Source organism: Streptomyces melanosporofaciens (assembly GCF_900105695.1).
GTDB classification, from domain to species: Bacteria; Actinomycetota; Actinomycetes; order Streptomycetales; family Streptomycetaceae; genus Streptomyces; species Streptomyces antimycoticus.
Genome location: NZ_FNST01000002.1, coordinates 4,604,298 through 4,623,143 on the forward strand (window position 1 = coordinate 4,604,298; position 18,846 = coordinate 4,623,143).

Annotated in this window: 10 protein-coding genes; 7 read left to right on the forward strand and 3 right to left on the reverse strand. The window is 73.0% G+C overall.

Features of this window, described 5'->3' with window-relative positions:
* The first annotated feature begins 103 nt into the window (after positions 1–103).
* The 3 genes from BLV72_RS22785 (at position 104) to moeZ (ending at position 3,175) form a co-directional block, all read left to right on the forward strand.
* Positions 104–1,156: an SDR family oxidoreductase gene (locus tag BLV72_RS22785; RefSeq protein ID WP_093464507.1), complete on the forward strand. Its 1,053-nt coding sequence runs from the start codon at positions 104–106 to the stop codon at positions 1,154–1,156.
* Positions 1,144–1,911, forward strand: a complete 768-nt coding sequence (locus BLV72_RS22790) for a spherulation-specific family 4 protein (RefSeq protein WP_093464508.1) — start codon at positions 1,144–1,146, stop codon at positions 1,909–1,911. Before BLV72_RS22785 ends, BLV72_RS22790 begins: the two co-directional genes overlap by 13 nt.
* An 85-nt stretch (positions 1,912–1,996) precedes the next feature.
* Positions 1,997–3,175: an adenylyltransferase/sulfurtransferase MoeZ gene (moeZ, locus tag BLV72_RS22795; RefSeq protein ID WP_093464510.1), complete on the forward strand. Its 1,179-nt coding sequence runs from the start codon at positions 1,997–1,999 to the stop codon at positions 3,173–3,175.
* Between the two features lie 134 nt (positions 3,176–3,309).
* Here the strand turns inward: moeZ and BLV72_RS22800 are convergent, their stop codons facing one another.
* From BLV72_RS22800 to BLV72_RS22810, 3 genes are all read right to left on the reverse strand, one after another.
* A complete protein-coding gene (locus BLV72_RS22800; RefSeq protein ID WP_093464511.1) occupies positions 3,310–4,914 on the reverse strand; it encodes an alpha/beta hydrolase in 1,605 nt (534 codons plus the stop codon).
* A gap of 175 nt (positions 4,915–5,089) precedes the next feature.
* Positions 5,090–6,598 (reverse strand): alpha/beta hydrolase, encoded by a 1,509-nt coding sequence (locus tag BLV72_RS22805; RefSeq protein ID WP_093464513.1) that lies wholly within the window; start codon positions 6,596–6,598, stop codon positions 5,090–5,092.
* A 141-nt stretch (positions 6,599–6,739) separates the two neighbouring features.
* Positions 6,740–9,502: a lysylphosphatidylglycerol synthase transmembrane domain-containing protein gene (locus BLV72_RS22810; protein ID WP_093464514.1), complete on the reverse strand. Its 2,763-nt coding sequence runs from the start codon at positions 9,500–9,502 to the stop codon at positions 6,740–6,742.
* Between the two features lie 233 nt (positions 9,503–9,735).
* Here BLV72_RS22810 and BLV72_RS22815 point away from each other — a divergent pair, with 233 nt between their 5' ends.
* The 4 genes from BLV72_RS22815 (at position 9,736) to BLV72_RS22830 (ending at position 18,807) form a co-directional block, all read left to right on the forward strand.
* A complete protein-coding gene (locus BLV72_RS22815; protein WP_093464516.1) occupies positions 9,736–10,125 on the forward strand; it encodes an MGMT family protein in 390 nt (129 codons plus the stop codon).
* A 235-nt stretch (positions 10,126–10,360) separates the two neighbouring features.
* Entirely contained in the window at positions 10,361–13,579 is a 3,219-nt protein-coding gene (locus tag BLV72_RS22820) for an ATP-dependent helicase (protein ID WP_244321426.1), read from the forward strand.
* Positions 13,580–13,665: 86 nt separating this feature from the next.
* On the forward strand, positions 13,666–17,349 hold the full coding sequence (locus BLV72_RS22825) for an ATP-dependent helicase (protein WP_244320919.1): 3,684 nt from the start codon (positions 13,666–13,668) through the stop codon (positions 17,347–17,349).
* A 54-nt stretch (positions 17,350–17,403) separates the two neighbouring features.
* Complete coding sequence (locus tag BLV72_RS22830; protein WP_093464520.1) at positions 17,404–18,807, forward strand: dipeptidase; 1,404 nt, start codon at positions 17,404–17,406, stop codon at positions 18,805–18,807.
* The last annotated feature ends 39 nt before the right edge of the window (positions 18,808–18,846 follow it).

An 18,846-nucleotide genomic window follows, 5' to 3' on the forward strand; every position in this document is an offset into this window, starting at 1 on the left:
CGAACCCGCCACCCCCCGTCCTTCCCCCTTAAATGAGTCCGAGGAGCAACCACATGAGCTGCGACACGACCGATCAGCGCGCCCGCACGGGGAGGCGCGACCGATGAGAGTCCTGTTGCTCGGATCCGGCGGATTTCTCGGCCGCTATGTCGCCGAACACCTGCTTGCCGACCCCGCCGTCCAGCTCACCGCGCTCGGGCGCGGCGATGACGCCGATGTGCGGTTCGACCTCTCCAACGGCAGCCCCGGGGCGCTCACCCGCTTCCTCAACGCGGTCCACCCCGGCGTCGTGATCAACTGCGCCGGGGCGACCCGCGGCGGGGCGCGCGAGCTCACCCGGCACAACACCGTCGCCGTGGCCACCGTCTGCGAGTCGCTGCGCCGCAGCGGTTGCGGCGCCCGCCTCGTCCAGATCGGCTGCTCCGCCGAGTACGGGCCCTCGCAGCCCGGCTCGTCGACCGCCGAGGACGCCGTGCCGCGCCCCGGCGGCCCGTACGGCGTGAGCAAGCTGGCCGCGACCGAGCTGGTGCTGGGCTCCGGTCTTGACGCGGTGGTGCTGCGGGTCTTCTCGCCCGTGGGGCCCGGCACTCCGGCCGGCTCGCCGCTGGGGCGGCTCGCCGAGGCGATGCGGCGCGCGATGCAGTCCGGGGAGAGCGAGCTCAAGCTGAGCGGCCTCGGCGTGCAGCGCGACTTCGTGGACGTACGGGACGTGGCGCGGGCGGTCCACGCGGCCTCGCTGTCGGCCGCGCAGGGTGTCGTCAACATCGGCAGCGGGCGCGCCGTACGGCTGCGCGAGGCGGCCTCCGTGCTCGCCAGGGTCGCGGGCTTCGGCGGCGCCCTGCACGAGATCGACGGCCCGCCGGGGCGCGTCCCGGCCGCCGCCGGCCATATCCCGGCGCCCGCTCATCCCCATGGCACGGCCCACGCCCATGCCACCGCCCACGGCCACGCGCCCGCTCACCCCCAGACGGCGGGCGAGCACGGCGGCATCCCGGGAGGCTCAGGCAACGCGACCACCTATCCCTATCCGGACGGCTGCGGCAGCTGGCAGCAGGCCGATGTGCGCACCGCCCGCGACCGGCTCGGCTGGCGCTCCCGGATTCCGCTGGAGGAGTCCCTCGCCGACATCTGGATGGAGGCGGCATGTCGCATCTGATCCCCGCGGGCCCCTCGCAGGACGCCCCGGCCATCGCCGACCGGCTGGGCTTCGGCGTGCCCGGCTACGCCCACCCCCTGGTCGCGCCCACCGAGTGGGCCGAGCTCACCCGCCCCGGCACGCCCCTGCACTGGGCGGTCCTCAATGTCTCCCGCGGCCCCGGCACGAGCAGGGATCCGCACTGCCTTACGGCGGCGTCGAGGCTGCGCGCCACGGGCGTACGGGTGCTGGGCCACCTCGATCTGCGGTGCGGCACCCGCCCCTTCGGCGAGTTGATCAGTGACGCGAACCACTTTCTGGACTGGTACCAGGTCGACGGCTTCTGTCTGGACCGTTGCCCGGTGGACCGCCCCGGTCTGCCGGACGTCCGCCGTACGGTGGCCACGCTGCGGGCGCTGCTGGGCGGGGCGTATCTGGTCCTCGGCCAGGGCATCCACCCGCATGAGGGCTATATGGAGCTCGCCGATCAGCTGGTGACCTTCCGCGGCTCGTGGGCGGACTACCGCTGGTCACAGGTGGCCGAGTGGACGGCGGGGTATCCGCCCGAACGGTTCTGCCACCAGGTGCACGGCGTCCCCCGCCGCCATCTCGGGGAAGCGCTGAGGATCGCCCGCTGGCAGGGCGCGGGCACGATCTACTTCACCGACCGTACGGCCCATCCTGAGGGGCGGACCTGCGCGGATTCCCCCTGGAAGGCCCTGCCCGGCTACTGGGACGAAATCGTCTCGCGACTCGGACCACGTGTCATGGAATGAGATGGGGCGTGGCAGTGTTACGAGAAGAAAACCTCCCCGCTCACGCGGGGGTGAACCGTTTGCTCCCTTCCCTTACGGAGTCCCCGTGTCGCTGCCACCGCTGGTCGAGCCGGCTTCCGAGCTCACCGTCGACGAGGTCCGCAGGTACTCACGCCATCTGATCATCCCGGATGTCGGGATGGACGGGCAGAAGCGGCTGAAGAACGCCAAGGTGCTCTGTGTGGGCGCGGGCGGCCTCGGCTCTCCGGCCCTGATGTACCTCGCCGCGGCCGGCGTGGGCACGCTCGGCATCGTGGAGTTCGACGAGGTCGACGAGTCCAATCTGCAGCGCCAGATCATCCACAGCCAGGCGGACATCGGCCGCCCCAAGGCGGAGTCCGCCCGTGACTCGGTCCTCGGCATCAACCCGTACGTCAACGTCGTGCTGCACGAGGGCCGCCTCGAGGCGGACAACGTGATGGAGATCTTCTCCCAGTACGACCTGATCGTGGACGGCACCGACAACTTCGCCACCCGCTATCTGGTCAACGACGCGTGCGTGCTGCTGAACAAGCCGTACGTCTGGGGTTCGATCTACCGCTTCGACGGCCAGGCGTCGGTCTTCTGGTCCGAGCACGGTCCCTGCTACCGCTGCCTGTACCCGGAGCCCCCGCCCCCCGGCATGGTCCCGTCCTGCGCCGAGGGCGGCGTGCTGGGCGTGCTGTGCGCCTCCATCGGCTCGATCCAGGTCACCGAGGCCATCAAGGTGCTCACCGGCACCGGGGACCCGCTGGTCGGGCGCCTGATGATCTACGACGCCCTGGAGATGACCTACCGCCAGGTCAAGGTCCGCAAGGACCCCGACTGCGCGGTCTGCGGTCCGAACCCGACCGTCACCGAGCTGATCGACTACGAGGCGTTCTGCGGTGTGGTCTCGGAGGAGGCCCAGGAGGCGGCGGCCGGTTCGACGATCACTCCCAAGCAGCTCAAGGAGTGGATCGACGACGGCGAGAGCATCGACATCATCGATGTCCGCGAGCCGAACGAGTACGAGATCGTCTCGATCCCCGGCGCCCGGCTGATCCCGAAGAACGACTTCCTGATGGGCGGCGCCCTCCAGGACCTGCCGCAGGACAAGAAGATCGTCTTGCATTGCAAGACGGGTGTCCGGTCGGCGGAGGTCCTGGCCGTCCTGAAGTCCGCGGGCTTCTCCGACGCCGTCCATGTGGGCGGTGGCGTGATCGGCTGGGTCAACCAGATCGAGCCCGACAAGCCGGTCTACTGATTTCCTGACGCACCGCGCACCAGGGGGCCGGACCGCCGTGCCGACGGCGATCCGGCCCCCTGGCCGTTCCATGAGCCTCTCACGGCGATCCGGGCCTCTTGAATGCTCCGGGGGTCCCTTACCGGCAGGTCGTGTCACCGGCAGGTCGTGCCGCTCGCGGGCACCTTCCCGTCCAGCAGATAGGCGTTCACGGTCTTCGTCATACAGGTGTTGCCGCTGTTGTACGCGCCATGGCCCTGCCCCTTGTAGGTGACCTCGACGCCCACGCCCGCGCCCAGCTCCTTGACCATCTTCCGCGCCCCCTCGTACGGGGTGGCCGGGTCGCCGGTGTTGCCGACCACGAGGATCGGCGCCGAGCCCTTGGCGCTGACGTCGGGGGTGTCCGTGGTGCCCTCCACCGGCCAGTCGGTGCAGCCGAGCAGGCCCCAGGCCAGATACTCGCCGAAGACCGGTGACGCCTTACGGAAGCGCGGAAGCTGCGCCTTCACATCGGTCACCGTGTAACGCTGTCTGTCGTCCACGCAGTTGATCGCGGCATTGGCGGCGTTGATGTTGCTGTAGTGGCCGTCATCGTCGCGGCCGGACATCGAATCCGCCATCGCGAGCAGCAGATTGCCCTCGTCGAGCTGGATCGCCTCCTGCAGCCCGAGCGTCAGGTACTTCCAGCTCTCCTTGTCGTAGAGCGCGGCGGCGATACCGCTCAGCGCCCCGTCCTGGGTGAGCTTGCGGCCGCTCTCGGTGGACAGCGGCTTCTTGTCGAGCCGCTTCAGGAAGTCGACGATCCGGTCCGTACCGGCCGCCGGGTCGCCGCCGGTCGGGCAGGCCGCGCCCTTCTTGGCGCAGTCCTTGAGGTAGTTGTCCAGCGCGAGCTGGAACCCCTTCGCCTGGCCGTAGGAGCCCTGCTCGGGGTCCTCGGTGGGGTCGACCACGGCGTCCAGGACCGCGCGTCCCACCCGGCCCGGGAAGAGGTGGGCGTAGACGCCGCCGAGTTCGGTGCCGTAGGAGATACCGAAGTACGACAGCTTGTCGTCGCCGAGCACCTGCCGCATGAGGTCCATGTCGCGAGCGGCGCTCACGGTGTCCACATGGGCGAGCACCGTGCCGGAACGCTTCTGGCAGCCCTTGATGAACGCCTTGGCGTCCGCCATCGCCGTCTTGACCTCGGCGTCGTCGTCCGGAGTGCCGTCGACGGAGTCGGAGGCGTCGATCTGCTTGTCGCTCTGGCAGGTCACCCCGGCGCTCTCCCCGACCCCGCGCGGATCGAAGCTCACCAGGTCATAGCGGGAGCGCAAGGTGTCGTAGGAGGCGGCGAAACCGGGGAGCGAGGAGACACCGGAGCCGCCGGGTCCGCCGAAATTGAACACCAGGGAGCCGATGCGCTTGCCCGGCCCCTTGGCCTTGGCACGGATCATGGCCAGATCGATCGTCTCGCCCTTGGGCTTCGCGTAGTCGAGCGGAGCCTTGAGCGTGGCGCATTCCCACTCGCCTCCGGGCTTCTCACCGGTGCCCTGGATCGCGGTCGGGGCGGGGCAGGACGACCAGTTGAGCTTCTGAGCGGTGAGCGAGCCCGGCAGCCCGGAGCCCGAGGGCGCGGCCGGGGCCGGCGCCGAGGGCTTGGCCGAGGCCTTGCCCTGCTCGCTTCCCCCGTCTCCGTCGCAGCCCGCGACGGCGATGAGGGCGACCATGGCGGTCATGGAGACCAGCGCCCTGGTCCGTATGGTGCGTGGGGAACTCGGCATATCCGGAGATCCTATGAGGAGGCGGGGGCGGAATCGTCCGTACTTCTTCTCAATGCCGTCACGGTTCGTGAGGGCGGGCCCGGGCGCGGACCCGGGTCCAGGGTCTGTCGTTTGGATCAGGCCGGGCTCGCGGGGTCTGGCACGCGTATCTGCGGCGTGATCCAAACGACAGACCCTAGCCGCAGACCTTGCCCTTCTCCGGCACCTTGCCCTGCAGCAGATAGGCGTTGACGGTCTTTCGGACGCAGGCGTTGCCGCCGTCGTAGGCCCCATGGCCCTCGCCCTTGTAGGTGAGTTCGACCCCGACCCCGGGCCCCAGCTCCTTCGCCATCCGCCCCGCACCCTCGTACGGGGTGGCCGGGTCACCGGTGTTGCCGACGACCAGGATCGGGGCGGCCCCCTTGGCGCTGACGTCGGGTGTGGTCCAGGCGCCGCGGACCGGCCAGTCGGTGCACTGCGTCAGGCCCCACGCCATCATGTCGCCGAAGACGGGGGAGACCTTACGGAAGGCGGGGAGCTTCCGCTCGATGTCCGGGACCGTATAGCGCTGCTTGAAGTCGGCGCAGGTGATGGCGGTCAGCGCGGACTGCAGGGTGCTGTAGCGGCCGTCCGGGCCGCGGCCGTTCAAGGCGTCGCCCAGGGCCAGCAGGATTCTGCCGTCGCCCTGCTGGGCGCCGGCGATCCCCTGGGTGAGGTACTGCCAGTAGTCCCGGGAGTACAGGGACTGTGCGATCCCGCCGTCGGCCAGGGACTCGGTCAGTTTCCGGCCGCCGTAGCCGCGCACCGGACGGCCGTCGAGCCGCTTCAGCAGGGTGCGGATCCGGGGCTGGGTGGGGCAGCTGGAGACGGTGCTCTTGGTGCACGCCTTCAGATAGTCGCTCAGGGCGCGCTGAAACCCCTTGGCCTGGGCGAGCGCGCCCTGCTCGGGTGTCTGCATGGGGTCCACGACCCCGTCGAAGAGGGCCCGCCCCACCTTCTTGGGATACAGATGGGCGTAGACGCCCCCGAGTTCGGTGCCGTAGGAGACGCCGAAGTAGTGCATCTTCTTGTCACCGAGGACGCTCCGCATGAGGTCCATGTCCCGGGCGGCGTTGGTGGTGCCGACGTAGGGCAGGATCGGGCCGGAGTTCTTCTCGCAGGCGGCGGCGTAGGTCTTGACCCGGCGGAGCTGGCTCTTCACCTCGGTCTTGTTGTCCGGGGTGGAGTCGGCGGCGTAGTAGGCGTCGAGCTGCCGGTCCCCCAGGCAGCGCACCCCGCTGCTGCGGCCGACCCCGCGCGGATCGAAGCTGACCAGGTCGTAGCGGGTGCGCAGCTGTTTGTAGCTGTTGGCGAGGGCCGGGAGGGTGGCCACGCCGGAACCGCCGGGGCCGCCGAAGTTGAAGATGAGCGAGCCGATCCGGTGGCGCCGGTCGGTGGCCTTGGCGCGGATCATGGCGATGCCGATGGTCCGGCCGTGCGGCTTGCGGTAGTCCAACGGCGCGTGGAGCGTCGCGCACTCCCACTGCCCGCCCGGGGCCTTGGTGGCGGCCGCGTCCTGGTCCGGGGAGGGGGCGGGGCAGCTGGACCAGTTCAGCTTCTGACGGGCCGAGGTGTCCGGCCGTCCGCCGCCGCCACCGCATCCGGCGGCCAGGGCGGCCAGCAGCAGGGCGGTGGACAGCGCACCGAGGCGCAGAGGTCGGGACACGGCGGCCCTCCCGGGGGTGGCGGCGTATCGCCATCCTGCGGGCGGCGGGCGCCCCGCGCGCGCACAGCGGGGGCGTACGAGTGAGAGGGGTGCCGGGCGGCCGGTGCCCGCGGGAGGGCTCCGGCGGGGCCTCCAGGGCCCCTACAGCGCCTCTTTGCGGGTGAGGTGGGTGAAGGCCACCCAGCCGGGCAGCACCGGCAGCCAGAAGACCATCAGCCGGAAGAGCAGCACCGCGGGCGCCGCGGTCTCGTACGGCAGCCCGGCGAAGGTCAGACCCGCGATCAGGGCGGCCTCGACCGCGCCCACACCGCCGGGGGTGGGGGCCGCCGACCCCAGGGCGTTGCCCGCGAGGAAGACGACGGCGATGCTCGCGTAGCTCAGCTCACCGCCGAACGCCCGGATCGCGGAGTCGAGGCACATCACGTTGGCGGCGGTCAGCAGCAGGGTGCCGCCGATGCCGGTGAGCAGCTTCTTGGGCCGCTGCAGCACATCCAGCATGCGCGGGACGACGCCCGCGAACAGCGACCGCACCCGGGTGGACACGAACTTCCGCAGGACGGGGATCGCGGTCACCACCAGGACCAGCACGGCGGCCGTCAGCAGCCCGGCGATCACGGTCCGGGACGGCGAGAGCGCCGGGGTGCGCTCGGTGCCGGTGATATAGCCGAACGTCAGCAGCAGCACGATATGGCTGGCGAGCCCGAAGAGCTGGGAGGCGCCCACGCTGGCCACCGCGAGCCCCGGCCGCACCCCCGCGCGCTGCAGGAAGCGGGTGTTGAGGGCGACGCCACCGACCGCCGCGGGCGCCACCAGCTTCACGAACGAGGCGGCGACCTGCGCCAGCACCGTCCGCGGCAGCGGCACCTTCTCCGGGACGAAGCCGAGCAGGCTCAGCGCCGCGGCCAGATAGGTGAGCGCGGAGAAGACGAGCGCGAAGACGACCCAGATCCAGTTGGCCTCGCCCACCAGGGCGCCCAGCTTGAGATGGGTGAACTGGGACAGCAGGAAGTACGCGGCGAAGGCCCCCGCGCAGAAGCTGACCAGGGTGCGCGGCTTGATGCGCTCCAGCCGCTCGGGCTCTATCGGCGCCTGCGGCCTCACCAGCAGCACCTGCTGCCGGATCTGCGAGAGCAGATCCTCCTCGCGGGCGTCCTCCATCGCCTCCTCTATGGCGCGCTTCTCCGCCTGCTTCTCGGCCTTGCTGGTCCTGCGGTCGCTGGTGGCCGCCTCCGGGGCCCCGGCCTCCTGGGGCGCCTCCTCGGCCTCCCTCGCCTCCTTGGCCTCCTTGGCGGCGTGGGACGCCTCCAGGACGGCGTCCCGCTGGCGCTGGGCGCGCTCGCGCGCGAGCTGCCGCAGGGTCGCGCGGGTGCCCCGGCCGAGCGCCAGGGGCTGCAGCAGCGGCAGGCTGTCGGCGACCGCGTCCGGGCCGAGGACCGCCACCGCGGCGGCCACGGAGCGCTCGGCGCCCACGCGCAGGCCCAGGGTGGTCAGCAGCTGTGCGACGTCCATCCGCAGCACCACGTCACCGGCCGCGATCTCACCGCCGCGCAGGTCGGTAAGGATGACCGTGCCGTTGCGGTCGACCAGGAGGGCGTCGCTGTCCAGCCGCCGGTGGGCGATGCGCCGCGACTGGAGCGCCTGGACCTGGTGCCAGGCCCCGGCCAGCAGCTCGTCGGTGATCGCCTCGTCCGGCAGGGCGTGCAGCGGACGCCCGCCGACATGCTCGTAGACCAGCATCACGGCGTCCGGGCCCAGCTCGGAGGTGGCGATCAGCTTGGCCGCGTTGGCCCCGGCCGCGATGGCCGCGTAGGCGAGCAGCGCCTCCTGTTCCAGGGCCTGGCGCAGCGACTGGAGGCTGCGGGGCGGGGTGATCGTGCGCAGGGTCAGCCGCTGCCAGACGCCGTAGAAGAAGCCCTGGGCCTGCTGCTCCCGGTCGACCACGGTGACGTCCAGGGGCGGGCCGTCCTCCAGGGTGACCAGATAGCGGCGGCTCCGGTCGCCGTGGCCGCCGTGCTCGTCCTCGGGCTCCTCGGCGCGCATGGCGCTGACCGGGTTGAAGCCGACGCGGCGCAGCCCGCCGAGCAGGTTCTGGCCCGTGGGGCGCACATTGGGGGAGCCGACCGCGTAGAGCGTGCCGTATGCCACCGCCCAGCCGATGAGCACCGTAAGGATGATCGAGAACGGTGTGGTGTAGCCGCCCACGAGCACCGCGAAGGCGTCGAGCAGCAGGACGCACCACATGGCCACCCGCCAGCGCGGGCGCCGGGCCATGCCGACGGCCGTCATATAGGCGATGACAGGGGCGAGATAGCCGTGCACGGGGTCGCTGAAGGCGCCGCCGGGCGCGGGCTGGGTGAGCGCTTCGCGGATCGAGTCGGGGGCGGCTCGGGCGACCCAGAGGTCTGTGGCGAGGGACACTCCGTGGGCCAGCACCGCGGCCAGCACGCCGTCGGCGATCCGCAGCCCGTCCCGTTTGATCAGCCGTTCGAAGGCGAAGGCCACCGGCAGCACGAGGACGGCCACCCCGGCCGTGAGCCCCGCGAAGTCGATCAGAAGCGGGGGCGCCTGGTTGGCGCCGTGCCCGATGTCCTTCTCCAGCCCCGCGGTGGTGCCATGGGCGAAGGCCGCGATGGCCAGGACGACGGCCATGCCGAGGACCCCGAGCAGCAGCCGCAGCAGATCGGCCGGGCGGTGGACACGGGCGGGCAGCAGCGGCTCGTCCCCGGAGACCCGGTCCACATGGCCCTCCGGTCCGTCCGGGCCGCAGTCATCCCCTGCCTCCGGGGGCTCCTGCCGGCCGCCGGACGGCGCCTTGGAGTGCGGCAACGACTCCGGGGTGCGGGCCTCCTCCTCCGGAGGCTGCGCACCCTGCTGCTTCGCCGTCTCTTCTTGATCTCGTATCACCAGTCACCGCCCGGAAGATGGTGGCATGCCCGGGCTGCGGAGGGGGGCATCAGGGTGCATTTCGGGGACGTGAACCCCGAATGGTACGCCCTGCTGAGGATTCCCGCACAATGCGTGATCGAACCGCGATCCGCCCCCGAGCGGGCCTCTCGCCACCGCTCGCGGGGCGCTCTGCGGGGCCGTGGGCGCGGCTGTGGGCGGGGCTGTCGGAGGGGTGCGGCAGGATGGGGCGGATGAGTCGAGAGCGTAGGGAGACCAGGGAGCCGGCGGACGGGGACGGCGCCGACGAGCTGCCCGAGTACGCCGAGCGGGTGCTGGACGTGGCCGAGTCGATTCCCTCCGGCCGGGTGATGACCTACGGGGACGTCGCGGAATGGCTGGAGGAGGGCGGGCCGCGCCAGGTGGGGCGGGTGATGGCGCTCTACGGGGGCGCCGTGCCGTGGTGGCGGGTGGTGCGCGCGGACGGTGTGCTGCTGCCCGGCCATGAGCTGCGCGCTCTTGACCACTACCGCGAGGAGGGCACCCCGCTGCGCGAGGCGGCGCGCTCGGCCGAGGGCCACGTGCCGCGGATCGACATGGCCAGGGCGCGGTGGGACGGGGGCGGGCAGGACCACGGCCGGTAGTGGGGCCGCATGCGGTGACGGGACCACAGCCGGTGGCGTTCCGGGCCCGCGGTCGTCGTACCGACGGTATCCACAGCCATAAGGGTGAGGCCCCGCCGTGCATGAGAGGCTGTCCCGCACCCAGCCAACCCACCAGGACCGGCGATCCAACGTGAGCTCCTCCCCCTCGTCCCTTCCACGACAGCGGCAGGCGCGGCAGCCCTCCTCACGGCAGTCGGCCTCGGGCGTCTACCGCCTGCTCCGTCGTCGGCCGGAGCCAGGAACCCTTCCTGTCCTGGACGCACGGCAGCGCGCTGTGGTTGAGCATCGGAGCGGCCCTTTGCTGGTGCTCGCCGGGCCCGGCACGGGCAAGACGACGACGCTCGTGGAGGCGGTGGCCCGCCGGGTGCGCGAGGGCGCGGACCCCGAGCGGCTCCTGGTGCTCACCTTCAGCCGTAAGGCCGCCGTCGAGCTGCGCGACCGCATGGCCGCGCGCCTGGGCGGCGCGAGCGCCCCGCGGGCCACGACCTTCCACTCCTACTGCTACGCCCTGGTCCGCGCCCACCAGGACGTCGACCTGTTCGTCGATCCGCTGCGGCTGCTCTCCGGACCGGAGCAGGACGTCGTCGTCAGGGAGCTGCTCGCCGGGCAGGCCGAGCTGGCGCGCGAGGGCCGGGCCTTCGTCCGCTGGCCCGACGACCTGCGCGCCTGCCTGACCACGCGGGGCTTCGCCGACGAGGTGCGCGCGGTGCTCGCCCGCAGCCGGGAGCTGGGCCTGGGCCCACGGGCGCTGGGGGAGTTCGCCGAGCGCACCGGGCGCCCCGACTGGTCCGCCGCGGCCGGTTTCCTCGCCGAGTACCTCGACGTCCTGGACGCCCAGGGGGTGCTGGACTACGCGGAGCTGGTGCACCGCGCGGTGCTGCTCGCCGGGCGGCCGGAGGTCGCGGCCGAGCTGGCGGGGCGGTACGACGCCGTGTTCGTCGACGAGTACCAGGACACCGACGTGGCCCAGGGCCGGCTGCTGGGGGCGCTCGCGGGCGGCGGCAGGACCCTGCTCGCCTTCGGCGACCCCGATCAGTCGATCTACGCCTTCCGCGGTGCCGACGTGGGCGGCATCCTCCGCTTCCGCGAGGACTTCCCGCGGGCGGACGGGCGGCCCGCCGACATGGAGGTCCTCACCGTCTCCCGACGCTCGGGGGCCGCGCTGCTCGCGGCCACCCGGCGGATCGCCGGCCGGATGCCGCTCACCCGGTTGCCCGCGCGAGCCGTAAGGGCGCATCGGGAGCTCGCGGCCGTCCGCGACGGCGGCCGCGTCGAGGCGTACACGTACCCCACCGCGGGCGCCGAGCTCGACAACGTCGCCGACATCCTGCGCCGCGCCCATCTGGAGGACGGGGTGCCTTGGCGCGAGATGGCCGTCCTGGTGCGCGCCGGGGGGCGCTCGATCCCCGGTGTGCGCCGGGCGCTCACCTCGGCCGGCGTCCCCGTCGAGGTGGACGGCGATGACATCCCGCTGCGCCATGAACCCGCCGTGGCTCCCCTGCTGACCGCGCTGCGGGCCGCCGCCACGGCCGCGCTGCCGGACAGCGGCGGACTGTCCGCGGTCCTCGGCGTCGAGACCGCCCTGACCCTGCTCACCTCGCCCCTCGGCGGTATGGACGCCGCCGATCTGCGCCGCCTGGGCCGCGCGCTGCGCGAGGAGGAGCGGTCTACCGGACGGGCGGTGCCGCGCCCCTCCGACGTCCTGCTCGCCGAGGCGCTCGCCGAGCCGGAGCGGCTGGCCGTCCACGACCCGGCGTACGCGCGCGGCGCCCAGAACCTCGGGCTGCTGCTGCGCACCGCCCGGGAGACGCTGGCCCGGGGCGGCACCGCCGAACAGGCGCTGTGGCAACTGTGGGACGGCACCTCGTGGCCCGGCCGGCTGGAGCGGGCAGCGCGGCGCGGCGGCACCGCCGGGCGGAACGCGGACCGCGACCTCGACGCGGTGTGCGCGCTGTTCGAGACCGCCGCCCGCGCCGAGGAGCGCACCGGCGGCCGTGGCGCCCTCAACTTCCTGGAGGAGATCGACGCCCAGGACATCGCCGCCGACACCCTCTCCCGCCGGATGGTCCGCCCCGACGCCGTACGGCTGATGACCGCCCACCGCTCCAAGGGGCTCGAATGGGCCCTGGTGGTCGTCGCGGGGGTGCAGGAGGGGCTGTGGCCCGATCTGCGGCGGCGTGGCTCGCTCCTGGAGGCCGACCGGATCGGCCGGGACGGACTGGCCGAGCCGCTGCCGCCGGGCGCGCTGCTGGCCGAGGAGCGGCGGCTGTTCTATGTGGCGGCGACCCGCGCGAAGGAGCGGCTCGTGGTCACCGCCGTCAAGGCCGCCTCCGAGGACGGGGACCAGCCCTCCCGTTTCCTCGCCGAACTGGGCGTCCCGCCCACCGACGTCACCCAGCGGCCGCGCCGCCCGCTGTCCGTCGCCGCGCTCGTCGCCGAACTGCGCGCCACCACCGTCGACCCGGACGCCTCGGAGGCGCTGCGCGACGCCGCCGCGCGCCGGCTGGCGCGGCTCGCGGCGCTGCGCGACGAGGAGGGCCGGCCGCTGGTTCCGGCCGCCCACCCGCACCGCTGGTGGGGGCTGCACGAGCCGACCCACAGCGAGGTCCCGCTGCGCGACCGCGACCGGCCCGTGGCGCTGTCGGGCAGCGCGCTCGACCAGCTCGTCAACACCTGCTCGCTCCAGTGGTTCCTGGGGCGCGAGGTGAAGGCGGACGCGCCCTCGACGGCCGCCCAGGGCTTCGGCAATATCGTGCACGTCCTGGCCGACGAGGTCGCCTCCGGCCGCACCCCGGCCGATCTCGCGGTCCTCATGGAGCGCCTGGACTCCGTATGGGACGCGCTCGCCTTCGACGCCCCCTGGAAGTCACGGCAGGAGAAGGAACAGGCACGAGCCGCCCTGGAGCGCTTCCTGCACTGGCATGTGATGGAGCGCGGCGGCCGCACCCCGGTCGCCACCGAGCACTCCTTCGACGTCACGCTCGAAGCCGACGTCTACAAGGTGCGCATCCGCGGCAGCATGGACCGCGTCGAGAGGGATGGCGAGGGGCGCGCCTACGTCGTCGACTTCAAGACCGGCAAGCAGGCCGTGACCCGCGGCGATGTCGAGCACCACCCCCAACTGGCGGCCTATCAGCTGGCGGTGCGCGAGGGCGCCGTCGACGACCTCTTCGAGGGCGGGCGCCCCGAGCCGGGCGGCGCGGAGCTCGTCCAGCTCCGGCAGGGCGCCGCCAAGAAGGACGGCGGCGACGACGTCCCCAAGGTCCAGGCCCAGGAGCCGCCGGACGGGGAGTGGGTGGGACAGCTGCTCGCCACCGCGGCCGGGCGCGTCCTGGACGAGCGGTTCACCCCGACCACGGGCGACCACTGCGAGCGCTGCGCCTTCCGCGGCGCGTGCAGCGCCCGGGCGGAGGGGCGCCATGTGGTCGACTGACGCTTTCGCGTACCAGGCCCGGACCTCAGGGCGGCCGTTGACCGGGGCGGCGGGGCATGTCGGTGGGCACCGATAGCCTCACTGGAGTGTCAGCCCGCATCACCGATCCCGAGGAGCTCAAGGAACTTCTCGGGATCCCGTTCACCCCGGAGCAGGTGGAGTGCATCACCGCACCGCCGGCCCCGCAGGTGATCGTCGCCGGGGCGGGCTCCGGCAAGACCACGGTGATGGCCGCCCGCGTCGTCTGGCTGGTCGGCACCGGCCAGGTCGCGCCCGACCGGGTGCTCGGCCTCACGTTCACCAACAAGGCCGCCGGGGAGCTGGCCGAGCGGGTCCGTAAGGCCCTCGTCACGGCCGGCATCGTGGACCAGGACCCGGATCCGGGCGCCACCGAGGAGGCCGCGGGCGAGCCCGTCATCTCCACCTACCACGCCTTCGCCGGACAGCTGCTCAAGGACCACGGGCTGCGCGTCGGCCTGGAGCCGAGCGCCCGGCTGCTCGCCGACGCCACCCGCTTCCAGCTCGCCGCACGCGTCCTGCGCTCGGCCCCCGGCCCGTATCCGGCGCTCACCCGCCCCTTCTCCGACCTGGTCACCGATCTGCTCGCGCTCGACGCCGAGCTCGCCGAGCACCTCGTCCCCGCCGGGCGGCTGCGCACGTACGACACCGAGCTGCTGCGAACCCTGGAGGGGGCGCGGCTCACCAACGAGGCGCTGCGCAAGGTGCCCGAGGCCGCCCACGCCCGCCAGGAGCTGCTGGGCCTGGTCGAGGCGTACCGCGAGGAGAAGCGGCGCCGCGATCTGCTCGACTTCGGCGACCAGATCGCCCATTCGGCCACCCTGGCCCTCGACCACCCGGAGGTCGGCCGGATCCTGCGCGAGCAGTTCGCGGTGGTCCTGCTCGACGAGTACCAGGACACCTCGGTCGCCCAGCGGCTGCTGCTGTCCGGTCTCTTCGGCGGCGGCACCGGACACCCCGTCACCGCCGTGGGCGACCCCTGTCAGGCCATCTACGGCTGGCGCGGCGCCTCCGTGGCCAACCTGGACGACTTCCCCGAGCACTTCCCGCACGCCGACGGCAGCCCGGCGCGGCGCTTCGCGCTCAGCGAGAACCGCCGCAGCGGCGGCCGCCTCCTGGACCTCGCCAACGGGCTGGCCGCCCCGCTGCGCGCGATGCACGAGGGCGTCGAGGCGCTGCGCCCCGCACCCGGCGCCGAACGGGACGGAGCGGTGCGCTGCGCCCTGCTGCCCACCCACGCCGAGGAGCTGGCCTGGCTCGCCGACTCCATCGCCCACCTGGTGCGCACCGGCACCCCGCCCGGTGAGATCGCGGTCCTGTGCCGTACGGCGGGTGACTTCGCGCAGATCCAGGGCGCCCTGGTGGAGCGGGATGTTCCGGTGGAGGTGGTGGGCCTGTCGGGGCTGCTGCATCTGCCGGAGGTCGCCGATCTGGTGGCCGTCTGCGAGGTCCTCCAGGACCCGGGGGCCAACGCGGCGTTGGTCCGTCTGCTCACCGGGCCGCGCTGGCGGATCGGCCCCCGCGACCTCGCGCTGCTGGGCCGCCGCGCCCGCGCGCTGGTCTCCCACGGCGGGCCGGACGGTGCGGAGGACGATCCGGACCTACGGCTCGCCGGAGCCGTCGAGGGCACCGACCCCTCCGAGGTGATCTCCCTCGCCGACGCGCTCGACACCTTCCTGGAGGCGGGCGGCGGCCCGGACGACGGACTGCCCTTCTCGGCCGAGGCCCGGATCCGGTTCGCCCGCCTCGCCGCCGAACTCCGCGAACTGCGCCGCACACTGGCCGATCCGCTGATGGACGTGCTCCACCGGGTCCTGGCCACCACAGGCCTCGAGGTCGAGCTCTCCGCCTCACCGCACGCCCTGGCCGCGCGCCGCCGCGAGACGCTCGGCAACTTCCTGGACGTCGCGGCCGCCTTCGCGGGCCGGGAGGGCGGCGCGGCCGTGGAGGGCGAGGCCACCCTGCAGGGCTTCCTCGGCTTTCTGCGCACCGCCGCGCAGTACGAGAAGGGGCTCGACAACGCCCTCCCCGGCGGCGAGAACACGGTCAAGGTGCTCACCGCCCACAAGTCCAAGGGGCTGGAGTGGGATGTGGTGGCGGTGCTGGGGCTGGTCGCCAAGCAGTTCCCGAGCGAACAGTCCCGCGAGTCCTGGACGGCGAACGCGAAGGTCCTGCCGCATGAGCTGCGCGGGGACGCGCGGACCCTCCCGGACGTCACCGCCTGGGACAGCAAGGGGATCGCGGCCTTCAAGGACGCCATGAAGGGGCATCAGCGGACCGAGGAGCTCCGGCTGGGCTATGTGACCTTCACCCGGCCGCGGTCGCTGCTGCTGGGCTCCGGCCACTGGTGGGGCCCCACCCAGAAGCGGCCGCGCGGCCCGTCGGCCTTCCTGGACGCGCTGCGCGAGCACTGTGAGGCGGGGTACGGCGAGGTCGAGGCATGGGCCGAGCCGCCGGAGGAGGGCGCCGAGAACCCGGCCCTGCGGGAGTCGGCGGCCGACCGGGCCTGGCCGCTTCCGCTGGACCCGGCGGCGCTGCGCCACCGGCGCCGCGCCGCCGATGTGGTGCTCGCCCATCTGGCGCGCATCGAGACGGCGGGGGAGAGGCCGACCGCGCATGACGGGGGGCACCCCTCGGCTGACGGGGACCCGTTCCCCGAGCCCCTGGACGACCTGGAGCCACCGGAGGAGCCTGAGCCCCTGGAGGACCCGGAGTGGCCCGAGCCTCCGGAGGACCCTTACGAGGCGTCGTACGAGGACACGGACGAGGGCCCGTACGGTGAGGCGGCCGACGAGCCGTATGAGCCATACGAGGACGAGCCGTACGGCGACGGCCCGCGCCTCGATCCTTACGGCGCACCGGAACCCGGTGTGCCGGATATCACGCGAGAACCGGCCGAGGACGAGCTGGCGCCCGAGGAGGCCCGGCTGGCCAGTTCCTGGGACCGCGATCTGGACGCGCTCGCCGGGGAGTTGCGCCGCGCCCGCGAGACCGTGCACGAGGTGCCCCTGCCGGGGACGCTCACCGCCTCCCAGCTGCTGCGTCTCGCCGCCGACCCGGACGGCTTCGCGCGAGAGCTGGCCCGCCCCATGCCCCGGCCGCCGCGCCCCGCCGCGCGGCGCGGCACCCGCTTCCACGCCTGGGTCGAAGCGCGCTTCGAGACGCTGTCGCTGCCCTTCCTCGGCCCCGACGAGCTGCCGGGTGGCGAGGAGGACGAGGCGGAGATCGCCGACGAGCGGGATCTGACCGCGCTCAAGGAGGCGTTCGCGCGCACGCCGTACGCCCGTCGCACCCCTTACCGCGTGGAGGTGCCGGTCCAGCTGACCCTGGCGGGCCGCATCATCCGCGGCCGGATCGACGCGGTGTACCGCGCGTCGGGGACGGGCCCCGACGGCGGCCCGCGCTACGAGATCGTCGACTGGAAGACCGGCCGCTCCCAGGACGCCGACCCGCTCCAGTTGGCCATCTACCGCCTCGCCTGGGCCGAGCAGCATGGACTGCCCCTGTCGGCGGTCACGGCGGCGTTCGTGTACGTGCGCAGCGGTGAGGTCGTGCGCCCCGCCGGGCTGCCCGGCCGGGCCGGGCTCGAGCGCGTCCTGCTCGGGGAGCCGGGCGGCGAGACCGGCGGCGGGACGCTCGGCGAGCCGGAGGACGGGGACGTGAGCGTGGCCGGGGACGGAGCCGTGGACCAGGGCGCGACCGGGAATGACCGTATCGACGCCGAAACCGTCACCGAGAGCGAGCGCTCATGAGCACCCCGGAGGCCCCCGCCCGCGTCCCGACGCGGGCCGGATAGGCTCACATCCATGAGCAACACCCCGGACACGGACAACGCCGTCCGCGCCTATGTGGACAGCCATCGCGCCGCCTTTCTCGCCGAACTCTCCGAGTGGCTGCGCATCCCGTCCGTATCCGCCGACCCGGCCCGCGCCGACGACGTCCGGCGCAGCGCCCAGTGGCTGAGGGACCACCTGGCCGCGACGGGCTTCCCGGTGGCTGAGATATGGGACACACCGGGCGCCCCGGCCGTCTTCGCCGAGTGGCCGTCCGGCGATCCCGACGCCCTTACGGTGCTCGTCTACGGTCACCACGACGTCCAGCCCGCCGACCGCGAGGACGGCTGGCGCACCGACCCCTTCGAGCCCGTCATCGAGGACGGCAGGCTCTACGCCCGCGGCGCCGCCGACGACAAGGGGCAGGTCCTCTTCCACACCCTGGGGATACGGGCGCACCTTTCCGTGACCGGCCGCGGCGCGCCCGCGGTGAACCTCAAGCTGCTGATCGAGGGCGAGGAGGAGTCCGGCTCCCCGCACTTCCCCGAGCTGATCCGCGCGCACGCCGACCGGCTGGCCTGCGACACCGTGATCGTCTCCGACACCGGGATGTGGTCCGAGGACACCCCGACCGTCTGCACCGGCATGCGGGGCCTCGTCGACTGTCAGATCGATCTCCATGGCCCCGGCCAGGACATCCACTCCGGCTCCTTCGGCGGCGCGGTCCCCAACCCGGCCACCGAGGCCGCCCGTCTGGCCGCCGCGCTGCACGACGCCGACCGTAAGGTGGCCATCCCCGGCTTCTACGACGGCGTCGTGGAGCTGACCGACCGCGAGCGCGCGCTCTTCGCCGAGCTGCCCTTCGACGAGGCGGGCTGGCTGCGGACCGCGCATTCGCGGGCCACGCTCGGCGAGGCGGGCTACTCCACCCTGGAGCGGATCTGGGCCCGTCCGACCGCCGAGGTCAACGGCATCGGCGGGGGCTACCAGGGGCCGGGCGGAAAGACCATCGTGCCCTCGGCCGCCCAGCTGAAGCTGTCCTTCCGCCTGGTGGCGGGCCAGGACGTGGAGAAGGTCCAGGCGGCCGTGCGGGACTGGGTCGCCGCCCGGCTCCCCGCCGGTATCCGCCATGAGATCACCTATTGGGGCGCCACCCGTCCCTGTCTGACCCCGCTGGACCACCCCGCGCTCCAGTCGGTCGTCCGGGCCATGGGGCGCGCCTTCGGCCAGGAGATCCGCTTCACCCGAGAGGGCGGATCGGGCCCCGCCGCCGATCTCCAGGACGTCCTCGGCTCCCCGGTGCTCTTCCTGGGCATCTCGGTGCCGTCCGACGGCTGGCACGCGCCCAACGAGAAGGTCGAGCTCGGCCTGCTCATGAAGGGTGCCGAGACGGCCGCCCATCTCTGGGACGATCTCGCCGAGAACGGACGGGAATAGCTCGCTCATGTACGTAAACCACCCATTTCGCTGGGGGAG

Bases quoted from the DNA above. Each gene is read 5' to 3' on its own strand.
- BLV72_RS22800 (WP_093464511.1), bottom strand. From the start codon at position 4,914: ATGCCGAGTTCCCCACGCACCATACGGACCAGGGCGCTGGTCTCCATG.
- BLV72_RS22830 (WP_093464520.1), top strand. From the start codon at position 17,404: ATGAGCAACACCCCGGACACGGACAACGCCGTCCGCGCCTATGTGGAC.
- BLV72_RS22785 (WP_093464507.1), top strand. From the start codon at position 104: ATGAGAGTCCTGTTGCTCGGATCCGGCGGATTTCTCGGCCGCTATGTC.
- BLV72_RS22815 (WP_093464516.1), top strand. From the start codon at position 9,736: ATGAGTCGAGAGCGTAGGGAGACCAGGGAGCCGGCGGACGGGGACGGC.
- BLV72_RS22790 (WP_093464508.1), top strand. From the start codon at position 1,144: ATGTCGCATCTGATCCCCGCGGGCCCCTCGCAGGACGCCCCGGCCATC.